The sequence below is a fragment of the Actinomyces sp. 2119 genome, from assembly GCF_003591215.1.
GTDB lineage: Bacteria > Actinomycetota > Actinomycetes > Actinomycetales > Actinomycetaceae > Actinomyces > Actinomyces lilanjuaniae.
Genome location: NZ_QYRR01000008.1, coordinates 120,319 through 145,017, shown reverse-complemented (window position 1 = coordinate 145,017; position 24,699 = coordinate 120,319). Strand labels below are relative to the sequence as shown.

The 24,699-nt window shown below is 71.4% G+C and carries 14 protein-coding genes; 11 read left to right on the top strand and 3 right to left on the bottom strand.

Translation table 11 applies throughout. The features are described from left to right. Nucleotides 1–61 precede the first annotated feature (61 nt). From D4740_RS10700 to D4740_RS12940, 3 genes are read right to left on the bottom strand one after another with little or no spacing between them, the layout of a single operon-like run. On the bottom strand, nt 62–1,381 hold the full coding sequence (locus D4740_RS10700) for an isochorismate synthase MenF (RefSeq protein WP_119836921.1): 1,320 nt from the start codon (nt 1,379–1,381) through the stop codon (nt 62–64). Continuing rightward, entirely contained in the window at nt 1,378–2,268 is an 891-nt protein-coding gene (locus D4740_RS10695) for an SDR family oxidoreductase (protein WP_119836920.1), read from the bottom strand. The genes D4740_RS10700 and D4740_RS10695 overlap by 4 nt, the downstream gene beginning before the upstream one ends. Continuing rightward, entirely contained in the window at nt 2,265–5,540 is a 3,276-nt protein-coding gene (locus tag D4740_RS12940) for an AMP-binding protein (RefSeq protein ID WP_182911401.1), read from the bottom strand. Before D4740_RS12940 ends, D4740_RS10695 begins: the two co-directional genes overlap by 4 nt. A 212-nt stretch (nt 5,541–5,752) precedes the next feature. Here D4740_RS12940 and D4740_RS10685 point away from each other — a divergent pair, with 212 nt between their 5' ends. From D4740_RS10685 to D4740_RS10635, 11 genes are all read left to right on the top strand, one after another. Continuing rightward, nucleotides 5,753–6,745: an iron ABC transporter permease gene (locus tag D4740_RS10685; RefSeq protein WP_243106743.1), complete on the top strand. Its 993-nt coding sequence runs from the start codon at nt 5,753–5,755 to the stop codon at nt 6,743–6,745. Next, nucleotides 6,742–7,827 (top strand): iron chelate uptake ABC transporter family permease subunit, encoded by a 1,086-nt coding sequence (locus D4740_RS10680; RefSeq protein ID WP_119836918.1) that lies wholly within the window; start codon nt 6,742–6,744, stop codon nt 7,825–7,827. Before D4740_RS10685 ends, D4740_RS10680 begins: the two co-directional genes overlap by 4 nt. Nucleotides 7,828–7,997: 170 nt before the next feature. Then, nucleotides 7,998–8,852 (top strand): ABC transporter ATP-binding protein, encoded by an 855-nt coding sequence (locus tag D4740_RS10675; protein WP_119836917.1) that lies wholly within the window; start codon nt 7,998–8,000, stop codon nt 8,850–8,852. Between the two features lie 47 nt (nt 8,853–8,899). Beyond that, on the top strand, nt 8,900–10,006 hold the full coding sequence (fepB, locus tag D4740_RS10670) for a Fe2+-enterobactin ABC transporter substrate-binding protein (RefSeq protein WP_119836916.1): 1,107 nt from the start codon (nt 8,900–8,902) through the stop codon (nt 10,004–10,006). Between the two features lie 134 nt (nt 10,007–10,140). Then, complete coding sequence (locus tag D4740_RS10665) at nt 10,141–11,160, top strand: isochorismatase family protein (RefSeq protein WP_119836915.1); 1,020 nt, start codon at nt 10,141–10,143, stop codon at nt 11,158–11,160. A gap of 4 nt (nt 11,161–11,164) precedes the next feature. Further along, a complete protein-coding gene (locus D4740_RS10660) occupies nt 11,165–19,327 on the top strand; it encodes a non-ribosomal peptide synthetase (protein WP_119836914.1) in 8,163 nt (2,720 codons plus the stop codon). A 315-nt stretch (nt 19,328–19,642) separates the two neighbouring features. Then, entirely contained in the window at nt 19,643–20,929 is a 1,287-nt protein-coding gene (gene eno, locus D4740_RS10655; protein WP_119836913.1) for a phosphopyruvate hydratase, read from the top strand. 231 nt (nt 20,930–21,160) lie between these two features. Continuing rightward, nucleotides 21,161–21,709: a septum formation initiator family protein gene (locus tag D4740_RS10650; protein ID WP_162933934.1), complete on the top strand. Its 549-nt coding sequence runs from the start codon at nt 21,161–21,163 to the stop codon at nt 21,707–21,709. Further along, nucleotides 21,706–22,221: a DUF501 domain-containing protein gene (locus D4740_RS10645; protein WP_119836912.1), complete on the top strand. Its 516-nt coding sequence runs from the start codon at nt 21,706–21,708 to the stop codon at nt 22,219–22,221. Before D4740_RS10650 ends, D4740_RS10645 begins: the two co-directional genes overlap by 4 nt. Before the next feature lie 102 nt (nt 22,222–22,323). Continuing rightward, entirely contained in the window at nt 22,324–23,403 is a 1,080-nt protein-coding gene (locus tag D4740_RS10640) for an exopolyphosphatase (protein ID WP_119836911.1), read from the top strand. Next, nucleotides 23,400–24,401, top strand: coding sequence for a type I 3-dehydroquinate dehydratase (locus D4740_RS10635; RefSeq protein WP_259390802.1), 1,002 nt, complete (start codon nt 23,400–23,402; stop codon nt 24,399–24,401). Before D4740_RS10640 ends, D4740_RS10635 begins: the two co-directional genes overlap by 4 nt. Nucleotides 24,402–24,699: the final 298 nt, after the last annotated feature.

Genomic DNA, 24,699 nt, shown 5'->3' with positions numbered 1-24,699 from the left:
GTACTGGTTCTGCGGTACCGTGCAGCAGGAGGCAGGCGGTGCTGAGGCTGTCTAGGGCTGTCTAGGGCTGTCCAGCGCGCCTGAAGGAACCGGGGACGCCGCTGAGGTGGTCCAGGTGGCTGAGCGTACTGAGCATGGTTGACAGCTTGGCTGCGGTCTCTGCGTGCTCCCGCTCGGGGGAGGACCCCTCGACAATGCCTGCCCCAGCCTGGATCCTCAGGTGCTGGCGCGACAGGCAGGCCCCGCGGATGACCAGTAACCACCGCCCGTCCCCGCTGGAGTCGGTCCAGCCCACCAGCCCGGAGTAGAGCTCGCGGCTGTGCCCCTCCAGGGAGCGGATGACCTCTGCGGCCCGAGCAGCCGGGACGCCGCACACGGCTGGCGTGGGGTGGAGAGCCAGGGCCGCGTCCAGGCAGGAGCTCCCTGGTCTCAGCAGGCCGGTGACCCGGGTGCCCAGGTGCCACATCGTGTCCGTAGCCAGCAGGGAGGGGGCGGCTGGGACCTGTAGGTCGTCCACGACATCGCCCAGACTGGCTGCGACCTGATCAACGACGAGGGCGTGCTCTCTCATCTCCTTGGGGGAGCCCGTCAGGCGGGCCACGGCCTGCGTGCGCTCGACACTGCGCGGCAGCGACCCGGCCAGGGGGGCGGTGAGGAAGAGACCGTCCCGCGTGTCTGCCACCACCTCCGGGGACGCGCCAAGCCAGGTCCGGCCCTGGGCGTCAGTGGCGCAGTAGACGTCCGCGTCACGGTGCCTGTCCGTCATGAGACGGCCCACAAGGCACGAGGCAAGCCGGGCAGGGTCGAGGTAGTCAGGCAGCGCGACATCGACCCACCGGGACAGCACGACCTTCTGGAGGCCCTCGTGCCCGAGGAGGTCCAGGACCGTGCGGACGTTGTCCATGAATCCGGTGTCGGTGCGGCCTGCGTCGGTGCCGACGAGGCTACTACCGGCAAGGGCAGTGTCGGCAGTGCCGGTGGCAGGGGCGCTGGTCAGTGCCGTCAGGGGGCTGTCCTGCGGCGGGCTCGGTACCTGGCCGCCGTGTCCAGGCAGGCCTGGCGGCTCCTGGGGGGCGGGGCTCGGCGTGGTCCAGCGGCGGGGGCGCCAGGACACCGCGCTGGTGACTCGCAGGTGGGCAGGCTCTGACAGGTCGAAGGGGATGAGCCCGCACAGCACGTGGGCCTGGCCGGTCTCCTCCTCTGCGTGGCGCAGCACGCCAAGCAGCTCGGCCGCCGCCGACCGAGGGTCTGGGGCCAGGACCGGCTGGAGGAGCCGCCCTCCCCGGGCGTGCATCTCCCAGTGCCGCGAAGCGAGGAGGAAGTCGGGCAGGGGTTCAGGGAGATCGTCCGTGCGCGCGGGCTGCGGCAGGCTGATCGTCATCGTTGGCTCGTCCCTCCGTCAACCGCCAGCTCGGCCAGGGTGATATGACGTGCCCTCTCCGAGACCAGGAACGCTACTGTGTGGGCGACGTCGGCAGGCTCACCGACACGTCCCAGAGGGATACCGGGTTGGAAGATCTCCGGTGCACCCCTCACGGTCTGGGCACGGCGGTCCTGCCCTGCCCACATGGCGCGGACCATGGGGGTCAGTGTGGTGCCCGGTGCCACGACGTTGCACCTGATGCCGGCAGGACCGAGCTCAAGTCCCAGGCTGCGGGTGAACTGCGAGGCCGCTGCCTTGGAGGCGCTGTAGGCGGCCAGGCCGCTGCGGGGACGCAGCGCCGAGTTGGAGGCGACGGTGACCAGGCTGCGGGTCCCGGCGGGGATGTCCCCGGGGTCCTGGCTGGTCATGTGGCGCGCTGCCGCCGTGCAGACGTTGACGGTTCCCAGGGCGTTGACGGCCATGACCTGCGCGGCCTGCTCGGCCGGGGTGTCCAGCGCGGGACCGTGGACCAGGACACCAGCGGCGTGGACGACGGCGCGCAGCCGGTAGGAGCTGGCCACCTGCTCGAAGAACGCCTCGACGCCCACGGCGTCGGTGACGTCGAGGCTGCACCACCTCACGCCCTCCTCCTGGGGTGCCGTCTGAGGCGCTGGCCTCCCGGGACCGGACCCGCCGCCCGTAGCGGGCAGGACCGTGGCTGGGCGGCCTGCCTGGCCGTCTGCGGGTCGGTAGGAGCGGTCGTGCGGCGGGTTCAGGTCGGTGCCGATGACGGTGGCTGCGCCGTGCTCCTGCGCCCGGGAGGCCAGGAGACTCGCCACGGCAGAGCCGATGCCCCCGGACGCGCCGGTTACCACGATGGCCTGGGGCAGCCCGGTGCTGGTCATGCCTGCTCCCCGCTGACTGCTTTGCCGGGACCACCGACGGGGGCAGGGCCAGCGGACGGGGCTGTAGCGGATGAGGGCGGGTGGGGGCTGCCTGCCTCGGCTCTGGCTGTGTCCTGGCTGGGGAAGAAGTGGAGGAGGGCGTCGATGATCCCGCCCCGCCAGCAGGCGTAGTCGTGACCCCCGACGTACTCCCGGTAGACGAGGTCAATGCCCTGCTCCCGCAGGACGTCACGGAAGCGCCGGTTGCACCCCAGCAGGTGCCCCTCCATGGTGCCGACCTCCTGGAACACCCGCACAGGAGGACGGCTGGGTCCGACGTGTTCCTGCCACAGGCGCAGCTGGGCGTCTGTCGGCTCTCCGCGGGCGTCAGTCGGCCACCAGAAGGCACCTGACTGGACGATGGCGTTGGAGACGAGATCGGGGCGTCGGCGCACGAGGTCGGCTGCCGCTAGCCCGCCCAGAGAGGCTCCCGAGACGGCGCGCCGGGCGGGGTCGCGGGGCAGGTCGGCCTGGTCGGCGGCCCAGGTCAGAACCTCGGTGGCCAGGCAGTCCGCCAGTCCCGGGACCATGCCGAGCACCTCGGGGCGGCGCCGCGGATCCGCAGGCGAGAAGAGGACGGCCGCGACCGGCAGCGACTGGCCCGAGGCGTTGAGCCGGTCCAGGCACGGCAGAAGGGGGACGTGGCTGGTCAGGACCTGGCCGTCGGAGGCGATAAGGAGCGCCTGCGGCTGACCGTGCTGGTCTGCGGGAAGGTGGCACCACACCTCCAGGTCCAGGTTCAGGACCGAGGAGGTGACGCGGCCTCGTACCGTGCGGCCCTGCGGGGCCGGAGTGCCGGTGGGCGTGATGAAGGGCTGGGGAAGGGCTCCCGGCAGGCTGATCACGGTGGAGCGGGCACCGTCGACCCTGACAACCTCGTTCCTGGTGCTCAGCGGCTCGGCCCGGTGCAGCGCCCCGACCCAGGCCTCCCGGTCCCGGCCCAGGTGGTGGTCGAGGTCGCGTCCCACCAGGAGGGAGGTTGTGGCCCGCAGCCCGCGGGGCAGCACGAAGGCCGAGGCGTGCACCGGCACCCCGTGCACGGTGTGGCGCCCCAGGACGAAGGGGGAGAGGTCCTCCTTGTGCATGTGGGTGATAGTGTCAAAGACGGCCACGGCTGTCTCGCGCGGGTCGGTGACCGCTCGGGCCAGCGTCACGGTGCAGGTGCCGGGCTCCGGCCCGTCCTCCACCAGGTAGCCTCCGCCCGCCTCCAGCCGGGTCAGCAGGTGCCCCAGATCCTGACTGTCGTGTAGTAGCCGCCTGACAGCGTCGGGGTGCTGGGGCGGGACCGCAGGCAGGAACTCCGGCTCCAGCCCTCGCCTGCGGCCCCGGGCAGCGGATCCACTCCGCGCTGCCGGGGGCTGGGCGCCACCGTCCCGGATCTGGGTGACACTGGTCTTGCCTACAGCGGTGCGCGGCAGCGTCGTGACCAGCAGGACCTTGTCCGGCATCTTGTAGGTGGCCACCGAGCGCTCGTGCAGAAAGGAGCGCACCTCGGCGAGGACCTGCGCCGGAGGCTGGCGGTGCCACGGGGAGGCGGCGTCAGGGCGGAGCACGAGGTGGGCGACGATACGCTCACCCAGGACGGGGTCCGGCTCCCCGGTGACGGCCGCCTCGAAGACGTCGGGGTGGGCCTGCAGGTGGTTCTCCAGGTCCCCGGCGGCGATCTTCTCCCCGCCCCGGTTGATCTGCTCCTTCGCCCTGCCTACGACACGTAGGTTGCCCCCGGGGCCGCGCACCACCACGTCCCCGGTCCGGTAGAAGCCGTCGGGGGTGAAGGAGGTCCGGTTGTGGTCGGCAGCCCGGAAGTAGCCGCGGATCGTGTACGGTCCCCGGGTCAGCAGGTGCCCCGCTGTGCCGTCGGGCACCTGCCGGTCCTGGTCGTCGACGATGAGGACCTCGTCGGCGGGACTGAGAGGACGCCCCTGAGTGGACACGATGACGTCGTCGGGGTCGTCGAGCCTGGTGTAGCAGACCAGGCCCTCGGCCATGCCGAAGACCTGCTGCAGGCGGCACCCCAGCTCGGGCCGGACCCGGCGGGCGACCTCCTCCGGCAGCCGTGAGCCGCCCACGTGCAGGACGCGTAGAGTCTCCAGGGGGCCTCCGCGCCTCCCGCCGTCCGCTTCGGTGCCGTCTGCGGGCCGCCCTGACCCGGGCGACCTGGAGGTCTCGGCCCTGCTGATCCTGGCTGCCCGGGCTAGCCACAGCAGCACCATAGGTGGCACCAGGGCCGCGTGGGTGACCTTCTCCTGCTCAATGAGTCGGAAGGCGGTGGCTGCGGAGGGGTCGGGAGCCATGACCACGCTGCCCCCGGCCAGGAGCTGGCCCAGGATGCCCGCAGAGCTCATGGCGAAGTTGTGGGCACAGGGCAGTGCGCACAGCAGGGTGGTGTCACGATCCACCCCGCACAGCTCGACGCTGGCGCGCACGCTGTAGAGGTAGTCGGCGTGCGTGCGGGGGATGAGCTTGGGGGTGCCCGTCGATCCGCCGGATAGCTGGAGCAGGGCGACGTCGAAGGGGTTCGGTGCGGCCAGGTCCGCCCTTTCTACCTCGGGGTTCGTGAGCCTCTTGAGCGCGTCGTAGGTGACAGGGGAGGCGGTGTCGGACGGGGTAGCGGCGGCGTCCCCGGCGCCCTCGCCGTCCGTACCGTGCTCCGTCTCCCCGGCCCCGGGGGTGTCCTGGGCCGGCTGGGGGACGACGACGTGGACCAGCCCCGGGAGCTGGGCGCGCAGGCGGCGTCCCATCGCCACCTGGTCGAATTCCCCGCTGCGCTCAGAGCTGACGTAGGCGCGTGCCCGGGCGTGGTGGGCGAAGTCGGTGATCTCGCTGGCCCTGTGGGCGGGAAGGCTCATGACAGGCACCGCTCCGACCCGCCACAGCGACAGCAGGACGGCGACGAACTCGGCGCAGTTAGGCAGCTGGACCACCACCGTGTCCCCGGGGCGCAGGCCCAGGTCCTGCCACCCGGGGCACAGCGCGGCGACCTCCTCCTCCAGGCGCGCGTAGGTCCAGCGGTGACGGGGGTCGACGACAGCCAGGCGGTCCCGGGTGCCCTCGGTGGGGCGGGCGAGGTCACCCAGGAGGTCTGTGGTCCAGTAGCCGTCCTGGCGGTAGCGGTAGGCGAGATCGGCGGGGACCGGGGTCCAGCCCGGGCCCAGACGGCTGTGACCCCCGGTTACGCGAGGGCTCTCCCCGGGGCTCTCCATGTCACGCGGTGGTGAAGAAGTGATTGACACAACGTCACCCTACACCTTAGGTTAAGCTCATCTAAATACGCATGGTGAAGGTGGTGAAACTGGGAGTGGTCGAGGGCAGAGCAGGGAGCGGCTTGCGGGTGGGTGCCGTAGGAGCCGCGGACGAGCCGCTTGGCGTCCGACCCCCTCGGACCGCCCGCCGCAGCCGAGACCGCCTGACCCGGCAGGGTCGGCGACCTCGGCAGGCGCGGTCCGTGCCGTTCCGGCTGGCGGTGGTCCTTACCGCCCTGGTTCTTGTCGCCGTGTGCGCGCTCGTCTCGGTGAGCGTGGGCTCTTCTGCCCTCACGCTGGGTGAGATCTGGGAGTACCTCACTCATCCTGACGCCTCCGTCTACGACTCTGTCATCGTCAACACGCTGCGTCCCCGGCGTACCGTCCTGGGACTCCTGGTGGGGACGGCCCTGGCTGTGGCCGGCGCGCTCATGCAGGCGGTGACTCGCAACCCGCTGGCGGAGCCCGGACTCCTGGGAGTGACCTCGGGGGCCTCTCTCGCCGTAGTCCTGGGCTCCTGGCTCACGGGCGCGACGTCGGTGCCCGAGCAGTTTGGGCTGGCGGCCGCGGGCTCCCTGGCGGCCACGGTCGTCGTCTACCTGGTGGCCTCCCTCGGCGGTGCGGCGGCCTCACCCGTGCGCCTGCTCCTGGTGGGGGTCGCCTTCTCCGCCGCCGCCTCGGCCGCGATCCAGGCCCTCCTGCTGTCCAGCCCTCGCACCTTCGCCACCTTCCGCTACTGGGACGCGGGCGCGCTGCTGCGCACCGACGTCCCCCTGGGGGCTCTGGCCGCCGTCGTGGCCGTCGGGACGCTCATCGCCCTGTCGTGCTCCCGGGGACTGACCAACCTGTCCCTGGGTGACGACGTCGCGGCAGCCCTGGGAACCAGGGTGGTGCTGGTGCGTGCGCTCAGCCTGGTCTCCCTGACGCTGCTGTGCGGCGCGGCCACAGCGGCTGCGGGTCCCGTCGGCTTCGTGGGCCTTATCGTGCCGCTGGCTGCCTCCTGGCTCATGGGGCCTCACCGGGGGTGGATCATCGTCCTCAGTGCCCTGATGGGCCCCTGCCTGGTGCTGGCCGCCGACGTCGTGGGGCGGGTCATCAGCCGTCCCGGCGAGATCCAGGTGGGGCTGCTGACGGCCTTCGTCGGCTCGCCGGTGCTGCTTGTCATGGTCCTGCGCCTTAAGGACGCCCGACTGTGAGCGCGGCCTACCCGGACTCCGGGCGCTCCGTGCCAGGCTACTGGTGGCTGAGGCTGCCGACTCCCGGGCGGGCGGGCTGCTCGCTGCTGCTGACCCCCCGACACCTGCTGGTAGGTACGGTCCTGACGCTCCTGTGCCTGGTCACGGCGGTCCTGGCCCTGAGGACAGGAGCCATCCCCCTGGACTACTCCCAGATAGGCGAGGTCCTGGCCGGAGGAGGCTCCCGGGGGGACCGGGTCGTCGTGCTGCGGTGGCGCCTGCCACGGATCGCCCTGGGCGTGGTTGCGGGCGCGGCTCTGGGCGTGGCCGGGCAGCTGTTCCAGGTAGTGACCAGGAACCCCCTGGGCTCCCCCGACCTCATCGGCTTCTCCATGGGGGCGCAGACCGGGATCCTGGTCAGCGTCCTGGTCCTGCCCGGCACGGCGCTGTCGGTGCTGTCGGTGTCCCTTGCCTCCCTCCTGGGCGGGTTGGGCGTGGGCACGGGGGTGTTCCTGCTCTCCGTACGGGGAGGGTTCGCTGGCATGCGTCTGGTCCTGGCCGGTATCGCCATCAGCTCGATGCTGTCCTCCGTCAACCGCTGGCTGCTGCTGCGGGTGGACCAGGACACTGCCTTCGGGGCGCTGAGGACCTCCACCGGGACGCTGTCGGCAGCCACGTGGCAGGTAACGGTTCCGACCTTCCTCGGTGTCCTGGCCGTGCTGGTCCTCCTGGCTCCTCTGGCCCGCCAGGCGCGGATGCTGCCCCTGGGTGACGACCTGGCTGCGGCGCTGGGGACGCGGGTGGGTCGCCTGCGCACCAGGCTCGTGCTTCTGGGGACGGCGCTTGTCGCCCTGGTCACCATGGCCGTTGGTCCCGTCGGCTTCGTCGCCCTGGTCTCGCCCCACCTGGCTCGCCTCACGGCCCGCGCGGAGGTCCCCCCGGTCTACGTCACCGGCGCGGTGGGGGCGCTCCTGCTCCTGGGCTCCGACGTCGTCAGCCAGAGGCTGCTGGCCTCCATGCCGGTGGGAGTGACCACGGGGGCGGTCGGAGGCACCTACCTCATGTGCGTCCTGGTGGTGGCCGCCAGGAGGAGGCGGGGATGAGCACCTGTACCCGGCCTGCTGCGCCGAGGGGCAGGGACAGGACAGCAGGGAGACGTACGTGGAACCGCGCGGGACCACGCGGAGCCATATGAAACTACGCAGGACCACGCAGGACCACGCAAGACCACGTAATACACATAAGACCACGTAAGACGGGGAGGAGACGACAGATGACGACCTGGCTGAGTACCCGGCTCAGTGCGCAGGAGGTGACCATCGCCTACGACGGGTACACGGTCTCTGCCGATCTGGACGTGGAGGTCCCTGTCGGCGGCTTCACCGCCGTCGTGGGTCCCAACGCCTGCGGGAAGTCCACGCTGCTGCGCTGCCTGGCGCGCCTGCACCGGCCCTCCCACGGGACCGTGCTGCTCGACGGCGAGGACATCTACCGTCTGGACACCAGGACCGTGGCCAGGAAGGTGGGGCTGCTGCCCCAGTCCGCGCTGGTGCCGGACCGGATGAGCGTGCGCGACCTGGTGGCCCGGGGACGCTTCCCCCATCAGGGGATGTTCCGGCAGTGGTCGCAGGCTGACCGTGACGCCGTGGATGGGGCCATGACCCTGACCGGTGTCCAGGACCTGGCGCTGCGGCCCGTGGACCAGCTCTCCGGCGGGCAGCGTCAGAGGGTCTGGCTCGCCCTCGTGCTCGCCCAGGACACGGAGACGGTCCTCCTGGACGAGCCCACCACCTTCCTCGACCTGGCTCACCAGGTGGAGATCCTGCGGCTGTGCCGTGCGCTCAACGAGGAGCAGGGGCGCACCGTCGTCGCGGTGCTCCATGACCTCAATCACGCTGCCCGCTGCGCCTCGCACATGATTGTTATGCGTGACGGCCAGGTTTACGCCACGGGCAGCCCGGGCGACATCGTGACCGAGCAGATGGTGGGGGAGGTGTTCGGTCTGGACGCCGTCGTGATGGCGGACCCGGTAGCAGGGATGCCCATGGTGGTCCCCCGCGACCTGGGGGAGGCCGGCCCCGCCCGTAGGCCCTCGGCCGCGCGTGGTGAGGACAGCCGCGCGGCCTGACTGAGACCTCTCGCCGCGTGGCGGCGAGAAGAAGAAAGGAAGGAAACATGAGCACCTCTTCTCCAGCGAGCTCACCAGCGACGCGCCGCCCGAGACGGGGACTGGACCTGCTCCTGCCCGTCGTCCCGGCCCTCCTGGTGGCCGTTCTGCTCGCCGTGGGCCTCAGCGCCTGCGGCAGCGGCTCAGGAGGCTCTGACGAGGCTAGCGGCTCCGCAGGTACCGACCAGGCCGTGGACCCGGCCAGTGCGGACGGCGACTGGCCGCGCACCGTCCAGACCGATGACGACACCGACGCCGAGCTCACCCTGGACGCCCAGCCCGAGACCATCGTCTCTACCTCCGTCACCCTCACCGGCTCTCTGCTGGCGGTGGGCGCCCCGGTCGTGGCCTCCGGGGCCACGGCGCCCGACCAGGAGGGCCTGAGCGACTCCAACGGCTTCTTCCTCCAGTGGTCTGACGCCGCCCAGGAGCAAGGGGTCGAGGTCGCCTACGAGAACAGCGCTCCCGAGGCGGAGAGCGTCGCCCAGTACTCCCCGGACCTCATTGTCGTGGCTAAGACGGGGGGTGACTCCGCCATGGACATCATCGACCAGCTCCGTGACGTCGCCCCAGTCCTGGTCGTGGACTACGGCACACGCTCCTGGCAGGACGTCACCACCCTGCTGGGCGAGGCAACAGGTCAGGAGGAGCAGGCCGAGGAGGTCGTCTCCGACTTCGACAGCAAGGTGGCACAGGCCAAGGAGTCGATCACCGTGCCCGAGGGCGACACCTCGGCCTTCATCGTCGCCGGTGACGACTCCGGGGACGCCATGGTCCTGACCCAGGAGTCTCCCCAGGTCCAGCTGCTCACCGAGCTGGGCTTCACCATGGCTACCGTCCCCGCCGACGTCCAGGGCGAGGAGTCCATGGGTGAGCGGGGCGACATCATCGAGCTGTCCGGGGAGAACGTCCAGAAGGGGCTTGTCGGTGAGAACTGGGTCGTCGTGGCCGCCGACCAGGCGACCAGGGACACGATGGACAGCAACGAGGCCTACACCACTGCTGCCCCTGTGCGCGACGACAAGGTCTCCTACATGCCCTCCACCACCTTCCGGCTGGACTACTACTCCGCCCAGGAGATGCTCGACGCCCTCACCGAGTCCTACTCCGGGTAGCCGTGGCGAGGGCAGCGGGCAGGTGCCCGGAAGGCTCTGGGGGATCTCAGAAGGTCCCTGGGGCCCAGCAGACAGGAACCTGCTCGCCCGCCCCGTCCCAGCCCCGACAGACCCTGTGACATGAGGAGCGAGATATGATCCCCCAGGAGATTCGATACCAGACCCCGATACAGCCCCTGCCGCCCTCACGTGCTCCCTGGGAACCTGACCCCGACCGGGCCGTGCTCCTGGTCCACGACATGCAGGAGCACTTCCTGTCGGCCTATGTGCCGGGGGAGGAGCCGCTGCGTGGGCTGCTGCACGGCGTGGCGGAGATGGTCAGGCTGGCCCGTCTTCGGGGGGTACCGGTGGTCTACACCGCCCAGCCTGCGCACCAGGGCCGCCAGGAGCGGGGTCTGCTCCAGGACCTGTGGGGCCAGGGCGTCGCAGATGACGAGCACGCCGCGATCGTGCCCGAGGTGGCCCCCGGGCCTCGTGACACCGTGCTGACCAAGAGGCGCTACGACGCCTTTGAGGGGACCGGCCTCCACGAGCTGATGGGTGCCCTGGGACGCGACCAGCTGGTCATCACCGGCGTCTACGCCCACATCGGCTGCCTCGCCACGGCGCTGCGGGCCTTCGTCCTGGACCTCAGGCCCTTCCTGGTTGCTGACGCGGTAGCGGACCTCGGCGCCGACGAGCACCGCATGGCCCTGGAGCTGGTGTCGCGCTCCTGCGGCGTAGTCACAGACCTCTCCCGGATGCGCCAGGTTCTGGAGGGTCCGGGAGGCCCTGAGCGGCCTACCCAGCATCAGGAGGGGGAGCAGGAGGGCCGGGAGCCCGGGCAGGCCCGGCCCTACCCCACCTCCCTGGGGGAGCTGGCAGCACAGCTGGAGGAGACCACCTCCACCCCGGCTGACGGCATCACGCCTGACAGTGAGCTGCCGTCGATCGGTGTGGACTCCGTGCGCATGATGATGCTCACCGAGGCCTGGAGCACGCTGGAGGCAGAGGTGGACTTCACTGACATGGTCCAGTGCCGCACCGTCGCCGACCTGGCGGACCTCCTGGAGACCACCCACGGGTTCACCATGGCGGCACCGCAGAAGGGGCCGTCCGAGCGCGTGCCCTCCAGGCCGCACGCGCGCCGTGGCGGGACCGACGGTGGGAGGTAGTGCTGTGCCCGCAGAACAGGGTCCCGGCCGCAGCAGTGGTACCGGCCGTCCCGAGCACGACGCCCGCACTGGGCGCACGGGCGGGGAGGTGAACGAGGGCACGGAGCTCACGCCTGCACAGCAGGGCATCTGGCTGTCCCAGCACGTCCTGGCTGACGAGAGCGTCTACGGGGTCGCAGAGGTGACCAGGATCGAGGGTCCCCTTGACACCGGGGCGTGGCTGGCGGCGGCGGACAGGGTCCTCCACGACATTCCGGCCCTGCGCACACGCCTGGTCGTCAAGGGCGACCCGGGTACGGCCAGCCCGGGCCGCCTAGGAAGCCCGGTAGGAAGCCTGGACGACGCCGCCTCCCGCCCGACGGTCCCGGTGGGTGCTGTCGGGGAGGTGGACGGGCGGCAGGCACCCGCCGCAGGGGAGGGCCTGCCACGTGTCGTGCTCGACGCCGTTCCTGTTCGCGCCGGGCTCGTCGACCTCAGGCAGGATCCCCGGGGAGGGCAGGAGGCAGCCCGGCAGTGGGTGCTCCAGCACCTGGGGGAGCCGATCGACCTGGAGCAGGGGGTAGTGTCCCGCGCCTGCCTGCTGCTCACCGGCCAGGACAGCGCCCAGTGGTTCCTGCGGGTCCACCACCTGGCGCTGGACGGCTACGGGTTCGCCCTGGTCGGGCGTACGCTGGCCCGTGAGTACTCGTCCCGGCTCTCCTCCCAGGGTGCCGGGTCCCCTGCCGCCCCGGCCCGCGGTGCTGCCGCTGTCGGCACGGCCCCTGGTGCCGAGGCCGACAGGAGCACCGGCAGCACCGCAGGTGCCGACCCTGAGGCGGTAGAGGCCTACCTGGAGGCCGTCGTGCAGCAGGCTGCCTACGCCCGTAGCCCCCAGGCCAAGGAGGACCGTGCCTTCTGGCGGGAGCAGGCCCCCGATGCCCCGGCCGTCTCCATGGCGCCGGGCGGGGACCCCTCCAAGGCGGCCTACCACCCGGTGGAAGCGCCCGGCCCGTTCGCAGGTGCCGACCCCACGGTGCTTGTCGCGGCCCTGGCCGTCCTGGCCGGGGTGGTCCACAGGCGTGACGAGGCGGTCGTCGGTGTCCACGTCATGAACCGGACCAGCCAGACGCTCCTGCGGACCCCGTGCCACACCCAGAACGTCCTGCCCGTGCGGGTCGACCTGGACCCGGACCAGAGCGTGGGCCAGCTGCTTACCCAGGTCTCGCAGGCCTGGCAGCGCTGCCGGGACCACCAGCGCTACCGGCACGAGGACATCCGTGCCGACCGGGGGCTGGCAGTGTCCGAGGCGCTCTGCGACGTCGCTGTCAACATCGTCCCCTTCGGCGGGGCACGACGTTACGGCAGGGCGCGGGGGCGTAGTGAGGCGGTGTGGGAGGGCCCGGCCGAGGGGCTGGTTCTCGACGTCCGGCCCGGCCAGCCGGACGCTCCCATGGGTCTGGCGGCCCCGGCAGGCTCCCTGAGCGAGTCGGTCCTTGCCGGGTACGCCCGGGTCCTGGAGACGCTTGTGAGCCGACTCAGCCGGGCAGCCCACGGGACAGGCACGCCTGAGGGGGCCGGGGCCGAGATGGCTGGTGACACGCACGAGCGCCTACGCGACCTGGTCCTCAGCCCGCAGGTGCCTTACGTGACCGGCTCCCCTCACCCCCCTGACCTGCAGGCGCTGCCCCCCGAGCCAGAGGAGGTGGCGTCCCTGCCCGCTGCGGGGCAGGGACGGAGCGCGACCGACCCGGTGTGGGCGGTGGGCGCGCTGGATCGCGCCCGCCTGGCCACCAGTAGCCGGCTCCGGCCCCCTGGTTCCAGCCAGGAGCACCTCTGCGCCCCCGACCGTCTCCTCACCTATGAGGAAACGGCCTCCTGGGCCCACCGCCTGACCCGTCTGCTCAGGGAGCTCGGCGTGGGAGCCGGGGACAGGGTCCTGCTCTACCTGCCCCGGACCAGCTGGATGGTGCTGGCGCCTCCGGCGGTCCTGGAGGCCGGGGCCGCCTTTGTCCCCTGTGACCCCCAGTGGCCTGCCCGTCGACTCAGCCAGGTTGTCGAGGACGTGGAGCCTGCCGTGGTGGTGACCACCTCTGTGCTGGGGCAGGGACCGGCCCTGCGGCAGGCACTCAGCCAGGCAGGAGGGGCGGGGACGCGGGCACCGCAGACTCTGGTTCTCGACGCCGACAGCGTCCGTGCCCAGATGGAGGCCCTGCCAGCGGGGCCGGTCGCGCCCGGTGAACTCGACCGCCCGGTCAGGGGTGAGGACGCCGCCTACATCCTGTTCACCTCCGGCTCGACCGGACGCCCCAAGGGAGTCGTGGTTGAGCACCGTAACCTGTCCAGCTATGCCAGGGCCTTCGACCTGCTCTACGTGGATAGGGAGCTGGTCGCTGCGGGCACGACCGGGTGGTCGGGGCAGGTGGAGCGGGAAGGACAGCCGGGGAGCACATCAGGCGCAGGGACTACGCGGGAGAGCGTGGTGCTGGACTACAGCCACGAGTACTCCCCGGCCTTTGACTCCGCCCTCAGCCCCCTGGTCGCCTTCCTCCACGGGCACCGCCTGCACGTGCCTACCGAGGAGCAGCTTGGTGACCCTGTTGCCCATGCCCGGTTCCTCCAGGACCATGCCGTTGATGTCATCGACCTCTCCCCGGCTGTCCTGGAGCAACTGCTGGAGGTGGGACTGCCCGTCGGCCGGGACCGTGAGGGCCGGGGACACGCGGTGACCAGCCTGTTCATCGGTGGTGACACCTGCTCCGTCTCGCTGTGGGAGCGGCTGCGCCAGGAGACGCGTCGCGGCGTCTTTGCCGCTAACGGTTATGGTCCCACCGAGAACACGGTGGAGGCTACCGTCGCCTGGGTGGCCGACCACCCGGAGCCGAGCATCGGCCGCAGCCTGCCCGGGCAGGAGGCTCGGGTGCTGGACCACCTGGGCCGTGCCCTGCCGCCAGGGGTAACCGGTGAGCTCTATCTGTGCGGCAGCTCGGTGGCCCGCGGCTACCTCAGGGACGACGACCTGACACGCTCGCGGTTCGTGACCGCCGCCGGCGGCTCGCGGTGCTATCGCACCGGCGACCTGGTACGGCGGGAGGCTGACGGAGCGCTCACCTTCATGGGGCGTGCTGACTCCCAGGTGTCGCTGCGCGGCGTACGCATTGAGGTGGCAGAGGTCGAGGCAGCCCTCGTCACCCAGCCCGGGATCCGCCAGGCCGTGGTCACGGTGCGCGACGACGGTGACGGTGCCAGGCTGGTGGGCTACGTCGTGCCCACGCAGGAACAGGCGCCGCTGGATACTGCCGGGGTGCTCGACCACCTGCGTGGCCTCCTGCCCCCTTCCTTTGTCCCCACGACCCTGGTGTGCCTGGAGGCTCTGCCGCTGACGGAGCGGGGCAAGGTGGACCGCAGCCGTCTGCCTGCCCCCGGGCGTGAGGTCGGTGCGGGTCTGTCGTGGGAGCAGATGGACCCCGACCAGCAGGTGGTGGCCTCCGTCTACGCCGAGGTTCTGGACGTGCCTGCCCACACCCTGCGTAGCCACACCGACCTGTTCTCCATGGGAGGCCACTCTCTGACCGCAGCCCGTGTGCTGGGCCGACTCACCCAGGCGGGATACCAGGGCCTGCACCTGAGGGACTTTTTCCGGGACGCCAGTGTGGAACAGGTGGCTCGTCTCCTGGGTGGGACAGGTCCCCGCCCGGCATCCTCTCCCGGTGTCGGCACGGGAGCGGAGGCCAGTGGCGGCACAGGTGCCCAGGCCGCTGGTGAGGCTGTCGGCGGCGCGGGGAGCCCAGGTGCCCCGGCACTCCCGGTCCCGGCGTCCCCTGCGGCAGGAGGCCGGCCCTTGATGACTGCGGCCCAGCGTCGCCTGTGGTTCCTGGAGCAGGAGCAGGGACCGTCCCCTGTCTACGCCATTCCTCTTGTGCTCGACGTCGCCGGGCACCTAGACATCCGGGCGCTGGAGGCCGCAGTCGTGGACACCGTGCTGACCTACACGGCGCTGCGGACCTCCTACCCGGCTGGCGAGGACGGCCTCCCCACTGTTGCCACCTGGCAGGAGGCGGCGGTACGCCAGGCCGTCAGACTGGTCGTGGTGGACCGCGACCCCCACGACCCCGACCTGGTGAGCAGCCTCGACACCACCATTGATGTCACCGCGCAGCCTCCGGTGCGCGCCTACCTCGCCCAGGACGCCGACCGGCAGCGCCTGGTGCTGGTCATCCACCACGTCGCTGCTGACGGCTGGTCGCTCAGGCCTGTGGTGGACACCCTCGCTGCCGCCTACCGGGCCCGTGTCCAGGACCTGGACCGCCGGAACTCCCCGGATCCAGGACAGGACGCAGCGCGACGGGCCTCGGGGCCTGGTCCCCGGCCCGCCTCCTCGCCTCCTGCCTCGGTCTCCTTCCCGCGCGTCTCGCCGCCCACGCCGACGCCCCTACCCCTGGTCGCCGTACCGCCGGCGCCCCTACCTGCCCCAGCGCCTGAGGCCCTGTCCTGGTGGACCGAGAGGCTGCGGGGCCTGCCCGAGGAGATCCCGCTGCCCCTGGACCGGCCCCGTCCCCGGCAGCGCGACCACCGGGGCGGGCAGGTTCGGGTGTCCCTGGGGGCCGAGCGCTCAGCCGCTGTGGAGGGCCTGGCCCGAGCCCACCAGGCCAGCCCGTTCATGGTCCTCCACAGCGTGCTCGCGGGCCTGCTGACCCGGTGCGGCGCAGGTTATGACGTCCCCATAGGGACGATCTCCTCGGGTCGTACCGACGCCCGGCGTGAGCAGGAGGTCGGGTTCCTCGCCAACACCGTGGTGACCCGGACCAGTACGGAGGGCAATCCCTCCTTCGCCGAGCTCCTGGCGCGGGTCCGCGAGGACACCCTGACCATGCTGGACCACGCCGAGGTGCCTTTCGACGCGGTGGTTGGCGCCGTCAACCCGCGCCGTGACTCCAGCCGCCACCCCCTGTTCCAGGTCATGCTCGTGGCCCAGGACACCGGAGGCCTCTCCTTCGACGCGGGTGCCGGGGCACCTCAGGTCAGCGTAGGTGTTGAGGGGACCGGTACCTCCAAGTTTGACCTGACCTGGGAGGTCACCATGGGTGAGGGCATCTGCGTGCGCCTGGAGTACGCCACCGACGTGATCGACTCGGCCACGGCGCAGGCCCTGACCCGCTGGTTCCTTCGGCTGCTGGACCAGATGCTGGAGGACCCGCACTCACGGCTGTGGGACCGGGTGCTGGAGGAGGAGGCCCGGGAGCAGGCGCTCCAGGAGGCGACCAGGATGCTGGGGGCCAGGACTGCTATGCCCGAGGCCACCAGTCCCGCGTTACGCCGTGCCAGCCTGGGGCAGGCGCTGGAGGCCGCCATGGCGCAGTGGGCCGAGCGCGAGGCGTTGACGGTACCTGACGAGCCCGGTGCACGTGGTGCGGGTGTACCTGATGCGCCCGGTGCGCAGCGTCTCACCTACGCCGCCCTGGAGCGGGTGTCGGCGCGGGTCAGGGACGTCCTGCTTGAGGCCGGGGCGGGACCGGGACGCCGGGTGGCGCTCCTGCTGAGACGTGGGCGGCTCCAGGTCGAGATGATCGTTGCGGTGCTGCGCACCGGGGCTGCCTACGTCCCCCTCGACCCGCAGTACCCTGAGGCCCGGCTGGCTGCAGCCCTGGAGGACTGCCAGCCCGTGGTCCTGGTCCACGACCTGCCCGACGATGCCGAGGGGTCTCCCCTGCCGCCGGGGCTGCGCAGCGCCCTGGGGTCGCAGGCGGTGGTGCTGTCCGCCCGTGACCTGGAGGGCGGGTGCTCCGGCCTGCCGGGCCAGGCTCCTCTCCTCGGGAGGTCCCCCGGTCAGGTCGCGCCGCCGTCCGCGACCTGCGCCGACGACCCCGCCTACGTCATCTTCACCTCTGGGTCCACCGGCCGCCCCAAGGGGGTCGAGGTCACCCAGGACAATGTCCTGAGGCTGCTGCGCAGCACCGAGCACCGACTCGGCCTTGGCGCGGCAGACGTGTGGACGTTCTTCCACTCCTACGCCTTCGACTTCTCCGTGTGGGAGGTTCTGGGGTGCCTCCTGACCGGAGGCAGGCTGGTGGTGGTCCCCTACGAGGTCAGCCGCAGCCCCGAGGAGATGCTGGCCCTGCTGGAGGCCGAGGAGGTCACGGTCCTGAGCCAGACTCCCTCAGCCTTCGCCCAGCTGGCCGCGGCTGACGCGCAGCGTGACGAGGCTGTGGCGCAGGAGGCAGGCCTAGGCCAGGTCAGCCAGTCTGGCCTGGGCCTGCGCGTGGTGGTCCTGGGTGGTGAGGAGATGGACCTGGACGTGGTACGGCGCTGGTTCCGGCGGCACCCGCCGGGATCGCCACGGGTGGTCAACATGTACGGGATCACCGAGACCACCGTGCACGTGACCTACCTGGAGGTTGATGAGGCCACCACAGGGAACAGTCCGATCGGGCGTCCCCTGGAGGACCTGGCCGTCTACCTCCTGGACGAGGGCGGCCACCCGGTACCTGCGGGCGTGGTCGGGGAGATCCACGTCGGTGGTGCTGGGGTGGCCTCGGGCTACGTCAACCAGCCCGGGCTGAGCGACGAGCGGTTCCTGCCGGACCCCTTCGCGCTGGCTGTCTTGGAGGGTGCCGGGCACGACGGGGGTGTAGGCGGCCTGCTGGGTGCGCCCAGGAGTGCTGAGGCACTGGCGGCCCCGGCGGAGGCGGCGGGGCCAGGCTCCTCGGGCTGGGCCAGGCAGGGGCGGATGTACCGCTCCGGCGACCTGGCCGTGCGCACCAGGCAGGGCGACCTGGAGTTCACGGGGCGTGCTGACAGGCAGGTTCAGCTGCGGGGCTTCCGGGTCGAGCTGGGGGAGGTCGAGGCCCGGGCGCGCGAGGTCGAGGGCGTCCGCCTGGCCTACGCCCGGGTGGTCCAGGTGCGCCAGGGCGACGAGCGTCTTGTCCTCTACCTGACGGGACCTGATCCGACGACCGCGGACCCGGCACTGCTGCGCCGCCAGGTCGCACGACGCCTGCCCGGCCAGATGGCCCCGGCGGCGGTGGTGGTCCTAGACCGCCTGGCCCTGACTGTCAACGGCAAGCGTGACGACGCGGCTCTGCCCGTCCCCCGGCTGCCCCGCTCGCAGGGGCGGGCGCCGGCCACCAGGACCGAGAGGCTTGTGTGCGAGCACGTCGCTCGGGTTCTGGGTATCGAGGGGTGCAGCGCCGATGACTCCTTCTTCGACCTGGGTGGGCACTCGATGCTGGCGGTCTCGCTGGTAGCGGCGCTCAGGAAGGCCACCGGGCGCCCCCTGCGGGTCGGCACGGTCATGACCCACCCGACTCCTGCCCTGCTGGCCGCCCACCTGGACGAGCATGACCCGACGCGTCCCGGCGACACCGACCTGGGCGTGCTGCTGCCCTTGCGTCCTCCGGACAACCGCGGGCCTGGCAGCGGGCAGGGTCCCGGTACGGACCTGGGGGGAGTCTTCTGCGTCCACCCGGCTGGCGGCCTGTCCTGGTGCTACGCCGGCCTGCCCCGCCACCTGGACGGACTGCCGGTGTGGGGCCTGCAGGCACGTGGCGTCCTGGAGCCGGGCTCACAGCCGACCTCCCTGGAGGAGATGGCCCGCGACTACGTCACCCAGGTCCTCCAGGTCCAGCCCAGCGGCCCCTACCACCTGGTGGGCTGGTCCCTGGGCGGGATGGTCGCTCACGTCATGGCTGTGCTTCTGCAGGAGGCGGGCCACCAGGTGGGGGTGCTCGCGCTGATGGACGCCTACCCCTCGGAGGCGGCTAGCGGCGCTATGGAGCCGCCGCTGGCGGACGCCCTGTCTGCGCTCCTGGCCATGGCCGGGATTGATGACGACGTCCTGGCCGGACACGAGGAGGACCTCGCTGCCGTGGTCAGGGCGCTGGAGGAGCGCTCCTCCCCGATGGCCGGGCTGGAGCGCGGCGTCCTGGAGGCGCTGGTGACCACCTACCGCAACACCACCCGGATCCTGCGGGAGTACCAGCACCGGGCCTACCGGGGGCGGGCGCTCTTCCTCCGGGCAGCCCGCGGCGGGATCGGTCCTGAGCATGACCCGGGAGAGTGGGAGCCCTACGTCACCGGAGGACTGCAGGTGGTGGACGTCGACTGTAACCACCGAGAGATGACCCAGCCGGGGGCGCTGGGGGTTGTCGGCCCGGTCCTGGACCGTGCCATCCGCTCGGCTGTCAGCCCGTAGCCCGGGGGTCGGCCGTCTCCGGGCGGGGCCGTGGTCAGGTGGGGCGAGGGTGTGGCGACCTTCGACGTCCTGAGAATTTCTCACTGGCGTTTCGACCCTGGTTTCGCGCCTGGCGTGAACCCTGTCATGACCGGGGGACCAATGCTGGTATGCGCCGCACGCGCTACCGCTAGGCTAGGGCTGCACCCTGGTCGCCACCGGACTGGGCGGGTGCTCGTGAGCACCGACCGGGCCGAGGGGGATCAAGATCAACCAGGCCCAACCAGGTCGAGACCAACCAGGTCGAAACCAACAAGGACGAACAAGGAGCTGCAAGTGGCCCTCATCGAGAACGTTCACGCCCGCGAGATCCTCGACTCCCGCGGAAACCCCACCCTTGAGGTCGAGATCCTCCTGGAGGACGGCTCCTCCGCGCGCGCCGCCGTCCCCTCCGGTGCCTCCACCGGCGCCTTCGAGGCTGTTGAGCTGCGTGACGGCGACAAGGGCCGTTACCTGGGCAAGGGGGTTGAGAAGGCTGTCGCCAACGTCAACGAGATCATCGCCCCGGAGATCATCGGCTTCGACGCGGCCGACCAGCGTGGCCTCGACCACCTCATGATCGAGCTGGACGGCACCCCTAACAAGGGCAAGCTGGGCGCCAACGCCATCCTGGGGGTCTCCCTGGCTGCTGCCCAGGCCTCGGCGGAGGCCGCCGGGCTGGACCTCTTCCAGTACGTGGGCGGCCCGGGTGCCCACGTCCTGCCCGTGCCCATGATGAACATCCTCAACGGCGGCTCCCACGCTGACTCCAACGTGGACATCCAGGAGTTCATGATCGCCCCCATCGGCGCCTCCACCTTCCGCGAGGCCCTGCGCATGGGTGCCGAGGTCTACCACGCCCTCAAGGCCGTGGTGAAGGACCGTGGCCTGTCCACCGGCCTGGGTGACGAGGGCGGCTTCGCTCCCAACCTGGACTCCAACCGTGAGGCCCTGGAGCTCATCGTCGAGGCTATTACTAAGGCGGGCTACAAGCCGGGTGCGGACGTGGCGCTGGCTATGGACGTGGCCTCCACGGAGTTCTTCGACGAGAAGACCAGGACCTACCGCTTCGAGGGCGAGGCCCGTGACAACGCCTTCATGGTGGACTACTACGAGAAGCTGGTGGCGGACTTCCCGATCGTGTCCATTGAGGACCCGCTCAGCGAGGACGAGTGGGAGGACTGGAAGGCGCTGACCGACAAGATCGGCGACCGTGTCCAGCTCGTCGGGGACGACTTCTTCGTCACCAACCCCGAGCGTCTGGCCAAGGGCATCAGCATGGGTGCGGCCAACGCCCTCCTGGTCAAGGTCAACCAGATCGGCTCCCTGACTGAGACCCTGGAGGCCGTGGAGATGGCCCACCGTGCCGGCTTCCGCTCCATGACCTCCCACCGCTCCGGCGAGACCGAGGACGTCACTATCGCCGACCTGGCCGTGGCCACCAACTCCGGCCAGATCAAGACCGGAGCCCCCGCCCGTGGCGAGCGCATCAACAAGTACAACCAGCTCCTGCGTATTGAGGAGGCCCTGGGCGACGCCGCCGTCTACGCGGGTGCGGGCGCTTTCCCGCGCTTCCAGGCCTGAGCCGCTGCTCCCTGCGCAGAACGTACCGAGTCCTCATAGGACGACAGGCATGCCGGTCCACTATGAGGACTCGGTACGTTTATGAGGAGTCGGTGCAGTTCGTGACACCCCGCAACGCCTCCTGGGGTGCGGGTTTCTCAGTTCTGCGGCCTGCCTGGCACGCCTGGCAGGTGAGCGACGCACCACGGCGGGTTCTCGTGACCAGGGGCGTGCTGGGGCACCATGCCTGCCATGGTGCCCAGACGACCTGTGTCTACCCGCTTCCGGAGCCGCCGTGGCTCGGGAGGCCATCCCGGGACGAGCGCGTCGGAGCACGCCTCGTCGTCCCCTGTGGAGGCGGCGCGAGGACACTACGACGACGGTGCGGCAGTGGTTGAGCGGGGAGTGCCGCCACGGGTGGTCACCCTGGTCCTGGTCTGTCTCATCGCCTTTGCTGTCGTCTTCACCTCTTTGCGGGCCTACCTCTCTCAGCAGGCTCAGTACGACGCCGTGGTGGACCAGATCGAGGAGGCCCGGGCCACCTCCACCGCATTGGAGGAGGAGCTCGAGCTGTGGGAGGACGAGGACTACGTGCGGGCTCAGGTCCGTGAGCGCCTGGGCTACGTCATGCCGGGGGAGACCTCTTACGTGGTCGTCGGGGCGGAACAGTTCGAGGACGGCGCCCAGGGGGAGGTCGGCGGGGGCCGGGAGGACCAGGACCTGCCCTGGTACACGACCCTCCAGGACTCCGCCCGCGCTGCTGGCCACGGCGAGGAGCGCAGTGAGGAGCAGGACGGGTGAGGAGACAGGCTCAGTCGGCCTCTTCTGTGGACCGGGCCGACCTGGAGGTGCTGGCGGACCAGCTGGGGCGGGCGCCTCGAGGGGTGGCTGGTATTGCGGCGCGCTGCGTGTGCGGGCGGCCCACAGTGGTCCGTACCCTCCCCCGCCTGGAGGACGGAACTCCCTTCCCCACTACCTACTACCTCACCCATCCGGCGGCAGTCAGGGGATGCTCCACCCTGGAGGCCGAGCACCTCATGGAGGAGCTCAATGACGAGCTGGGGCGGGACACGACGCTGGCCGCTGCCTACGCTCGTGCCCACGAGGACTACCTGGCCCGCCGCCGCGAGCTGGGACAGGTGGCGCAGATCGACGGCGTCTCCGCGGGCGGCATGCCCACCCGGGTCAAGTGCCTCCACGCCCTGGTGGCCCACTCCCTGGCAGTGGGGCCGGGACTCAACCCGGTCGGGGACCGGGTGCTGGACCTCTTGCGGGAGCGTGCTCTGTGGGATCCTTCCTCCTGTGCGTGCTGACCACCCCCTGCTACCGACGTCACTGCCTCCGTTGCTGGCTCCGCCGCTAGCCTCACCGCCGCTGGCGCCACTGATGCTTCCATCGATGTAGAGAGACCACCGATGACCCGAGTCGCCGCTATTGACTGCGGTACCAACACCATTCGCCTGCTTGTCGCCCAGGCCTGGCGTGACGACCTTGGCCGGGTGCGCCTGGAGCCGTTGCGCAGGCGCAGCCAGATCGTCCGTCTGGGTCAGGGCGTGGACCGTACCGGCCGCCTGGACCCGCAGGCCCTGGAGCGGACCCTGGCTGCTGTGGCCGACTACGCCGAGGACTGTCGCGAGCTGGGGGTCCCTGAGGGGCCGGGTGCCCGGCGGTTCGTGGCGACCTCCGCGACCCGTGACGCGGGCAACCGCGACGACTTCACTGCCGGGGTGGCCCACCTGGTGGGGGTGGAACCCCAGGTGGTCAGCGGTCAGGAGGAGGCCCGGCTGTCCTTTGTCGGCTCCCTCCTGGGAGACGGGGGGGCTGGCGGTCCTGACAGTGCCGACGCTGGTGCCGACGCTGGTGCTGGGGCTACCGAGCGGCTCGTGGTGGACCTGGGCGGCGGCTCCACCGAGCTGGTCCTGGGGGACCGGGAGCCGCGCAGCGCAGTCAGCCTGGACACCGGCAGCGTGCGTGTCACCGAGCGCTTCCTTGCCGGAGGGACTGGCCCCCAGGCCCTGGCTTGCGCCCGTGGCGAGGTGCGTGCGCTGCTGGACCAGGCCGCAGAGGTGGTTGACCTCGCCGCCCCTGCACGTCTGGTGGGCCTGGCGGGCACCGTGGCCACGGTGACGGCCCACGCCCTGGGCCTGGAACACTTTGACCCCGCCGCGATCGACGGAGCCGAACTGGGTGTGGAGGCCGTGCTGGCCTCCTGCGAGGCGATCATGGCCTCCACCCCGCAGGAGCGGCAGACGTGGGGCTACCTGGCGCCGGGCCGCCGCGACGTGATCGCCGCGGGGGCGCTGGTGTGGGCGGAAGTGGTCGGCAGGGTCACGCAGGAGACGACGGCGGCTGGGCGGCCCCTGGAGACGGTGACCACCAGCCTCCACGACATCCTTGACGGTATCGCCCTGTCCCTGGTACCTCCCGCTGCCCCGTCCCGGGAGTGCACGGCGTCGGGGTGCAGGGAGCCAGGCTCCCTGGAGGAGCAGCCGTGAGCCAGGCAGGTGTCGACGGCGGGGTAGGCTCCGCAGGCCTGGGCAGCGCCGACAGCGCTGGTGCGCCAGCAGGCCCGGTACCGGACAGGCCGCTGCCACGGGTCCTGGACTGGGGCACCACGGTGATCGGTCAGGGCGGCCCGGCGGTTGCCGTGTCCCTGACGGGGCCGACGCTGGCCCGTACCCGCCAGCAGGCTGCCCGCGCGGTGGCGGCGGGGGCGGACGTGCTGGAGCTGCGGGTAGACCTGCTGGAGCCAGTGCGTGATCAGGTGGCCGGAGCCGCGCAGGGCTGTGGGGCCAGCCGGGCAGGTGGGCGCGCGCAGGAGGTTGAGTCCGCTCAGGCTGCCAGGGTCGCCCAGGCGGTGCTGGAGGCGGTCGAGGCCGTGGGAGCTGTACTTCCCGGGTCCCCTGGATCTCCTGGTAGGCGGGGGGGTGCCGGTGTTCCTGTGCTGCTAACGTGCCGTACTGCGGCGGAGGGCGGCCAGGCCAACGTCGATGACGCCTTCTACGAGGCCCTGCTCCTGGCGGCTGTGGAGGGAGCCGCTAGGCTGCCTGGTCCCCTGCGCCCGGTGGCGGTTGACGTCGAGCTGGAGCGCGGCTGCCTGGAGCGTGTGGCGCGGGCGGCGCACGCGGCGGGGATTGACGTCGTTGCCTCCTTCCACGACGTCGCCGCTACCCCTGGGGAGGCGGTCCTGGAGAACGTCTTGGAGCGCATGGTGGCTCAGGGGGCGGACCTGGCCAAGGTGGCGGTGTGGCCCACCGACGCCGTTGACGTGGCCCGCCTGCTGACCGTGACGGCGCGTGCCCGCCTGCCCGTGCCTGTGGCAGCCATGTCTATGGGAGCGCTCGGTGCGGTGACCCGGGTGGCGGCCGTGTTCGGCTCCGCCCTGACCTTCGCCGTCGTCCCCGACGAGGAGGGGCGGGCGGAGCCCTCCGCCCCCGGGCAGCTGCCCCTGGCGGAGGTGCGCCGCTGCCTGGCCCTCCTGGACGGCCGGTAGGCCTGCTGCTCCTGCGTCCGGGCGGGTTAGTGGCTCGGGGGTGAGGACACTGCGGCCAGGCACAGGACCGGACGGGTCGGCGCTCCGGTGGCGTGGGGTGGTGCGTGCGGGGCCGCGGCTGCCTGCCGCAACCCCGGCCGCCCCTCGTGGGCGGCCTCACCGCCTGGCGGCCCACCAGCGCGCCGGGGGTGACGTAGGATCGCCGCGTTGCCCCGGCGAGGGACGCGCCTGCGCGCGCATCCGTGATCGACGTGGTGGTGCCTGGTTGTGCCGCGCGCCGTCGCGCCCGCCGGACCAC

Excerpts from the sequence above, each read along its gene's own strand:
- D4740_RS10700 (WP_119836921.1), bottom strand. The coding sequence starts at position 1,381 with ATGACGATCAGCCTGCCGCAGCCCGCGCGCACGGACGATCTCCCTGAA.
- D4740_RS10695 (WP_119836920.1), bottom strand. The coding sequence starts at position 2,268 with ATGACCAGCACCGGGCTGCCCCAGGCCATCGTGGTAACCGGCGCGTCC.
- D4740_RS10675 (WP_119836917.1), top strand. The coding sequence starts at position 7,998 with ATGACGACCTGGCTGAGTACCCGGCTCAGTGCGCAGGAGGTGACCATC.
- fepB (WP_119836916.1), top strand. The coding sequence starts at position 8,900 with ATGAGCACCTCTTCTCCAGCGAGCTCACCAGCGACGCGCCGCCCGAGA.
- D4740_RS10665 (WP_119836915.1), top strand. The coding sequence starts at position 10,141 with ATGATCCCCCAGGAGATTCGATACCAGACCCCGATACAGCCCCTGCCG.
- D4740_RS10650 (WP_162933934.1), top strand. The coding sequence starts at position 21,161 with ATGGTGCCCAGACGACCTGTGTCTACCCGCTTCCGGAGCCGCCGTGGC.
- D4740_RS10640 (WP_119836911.1), top strand. The coding sequence starts at position 22,324 with ATGACCCGAGTCGCCGCTATTGACTGCGGTACCAACACCATTCGCCTG.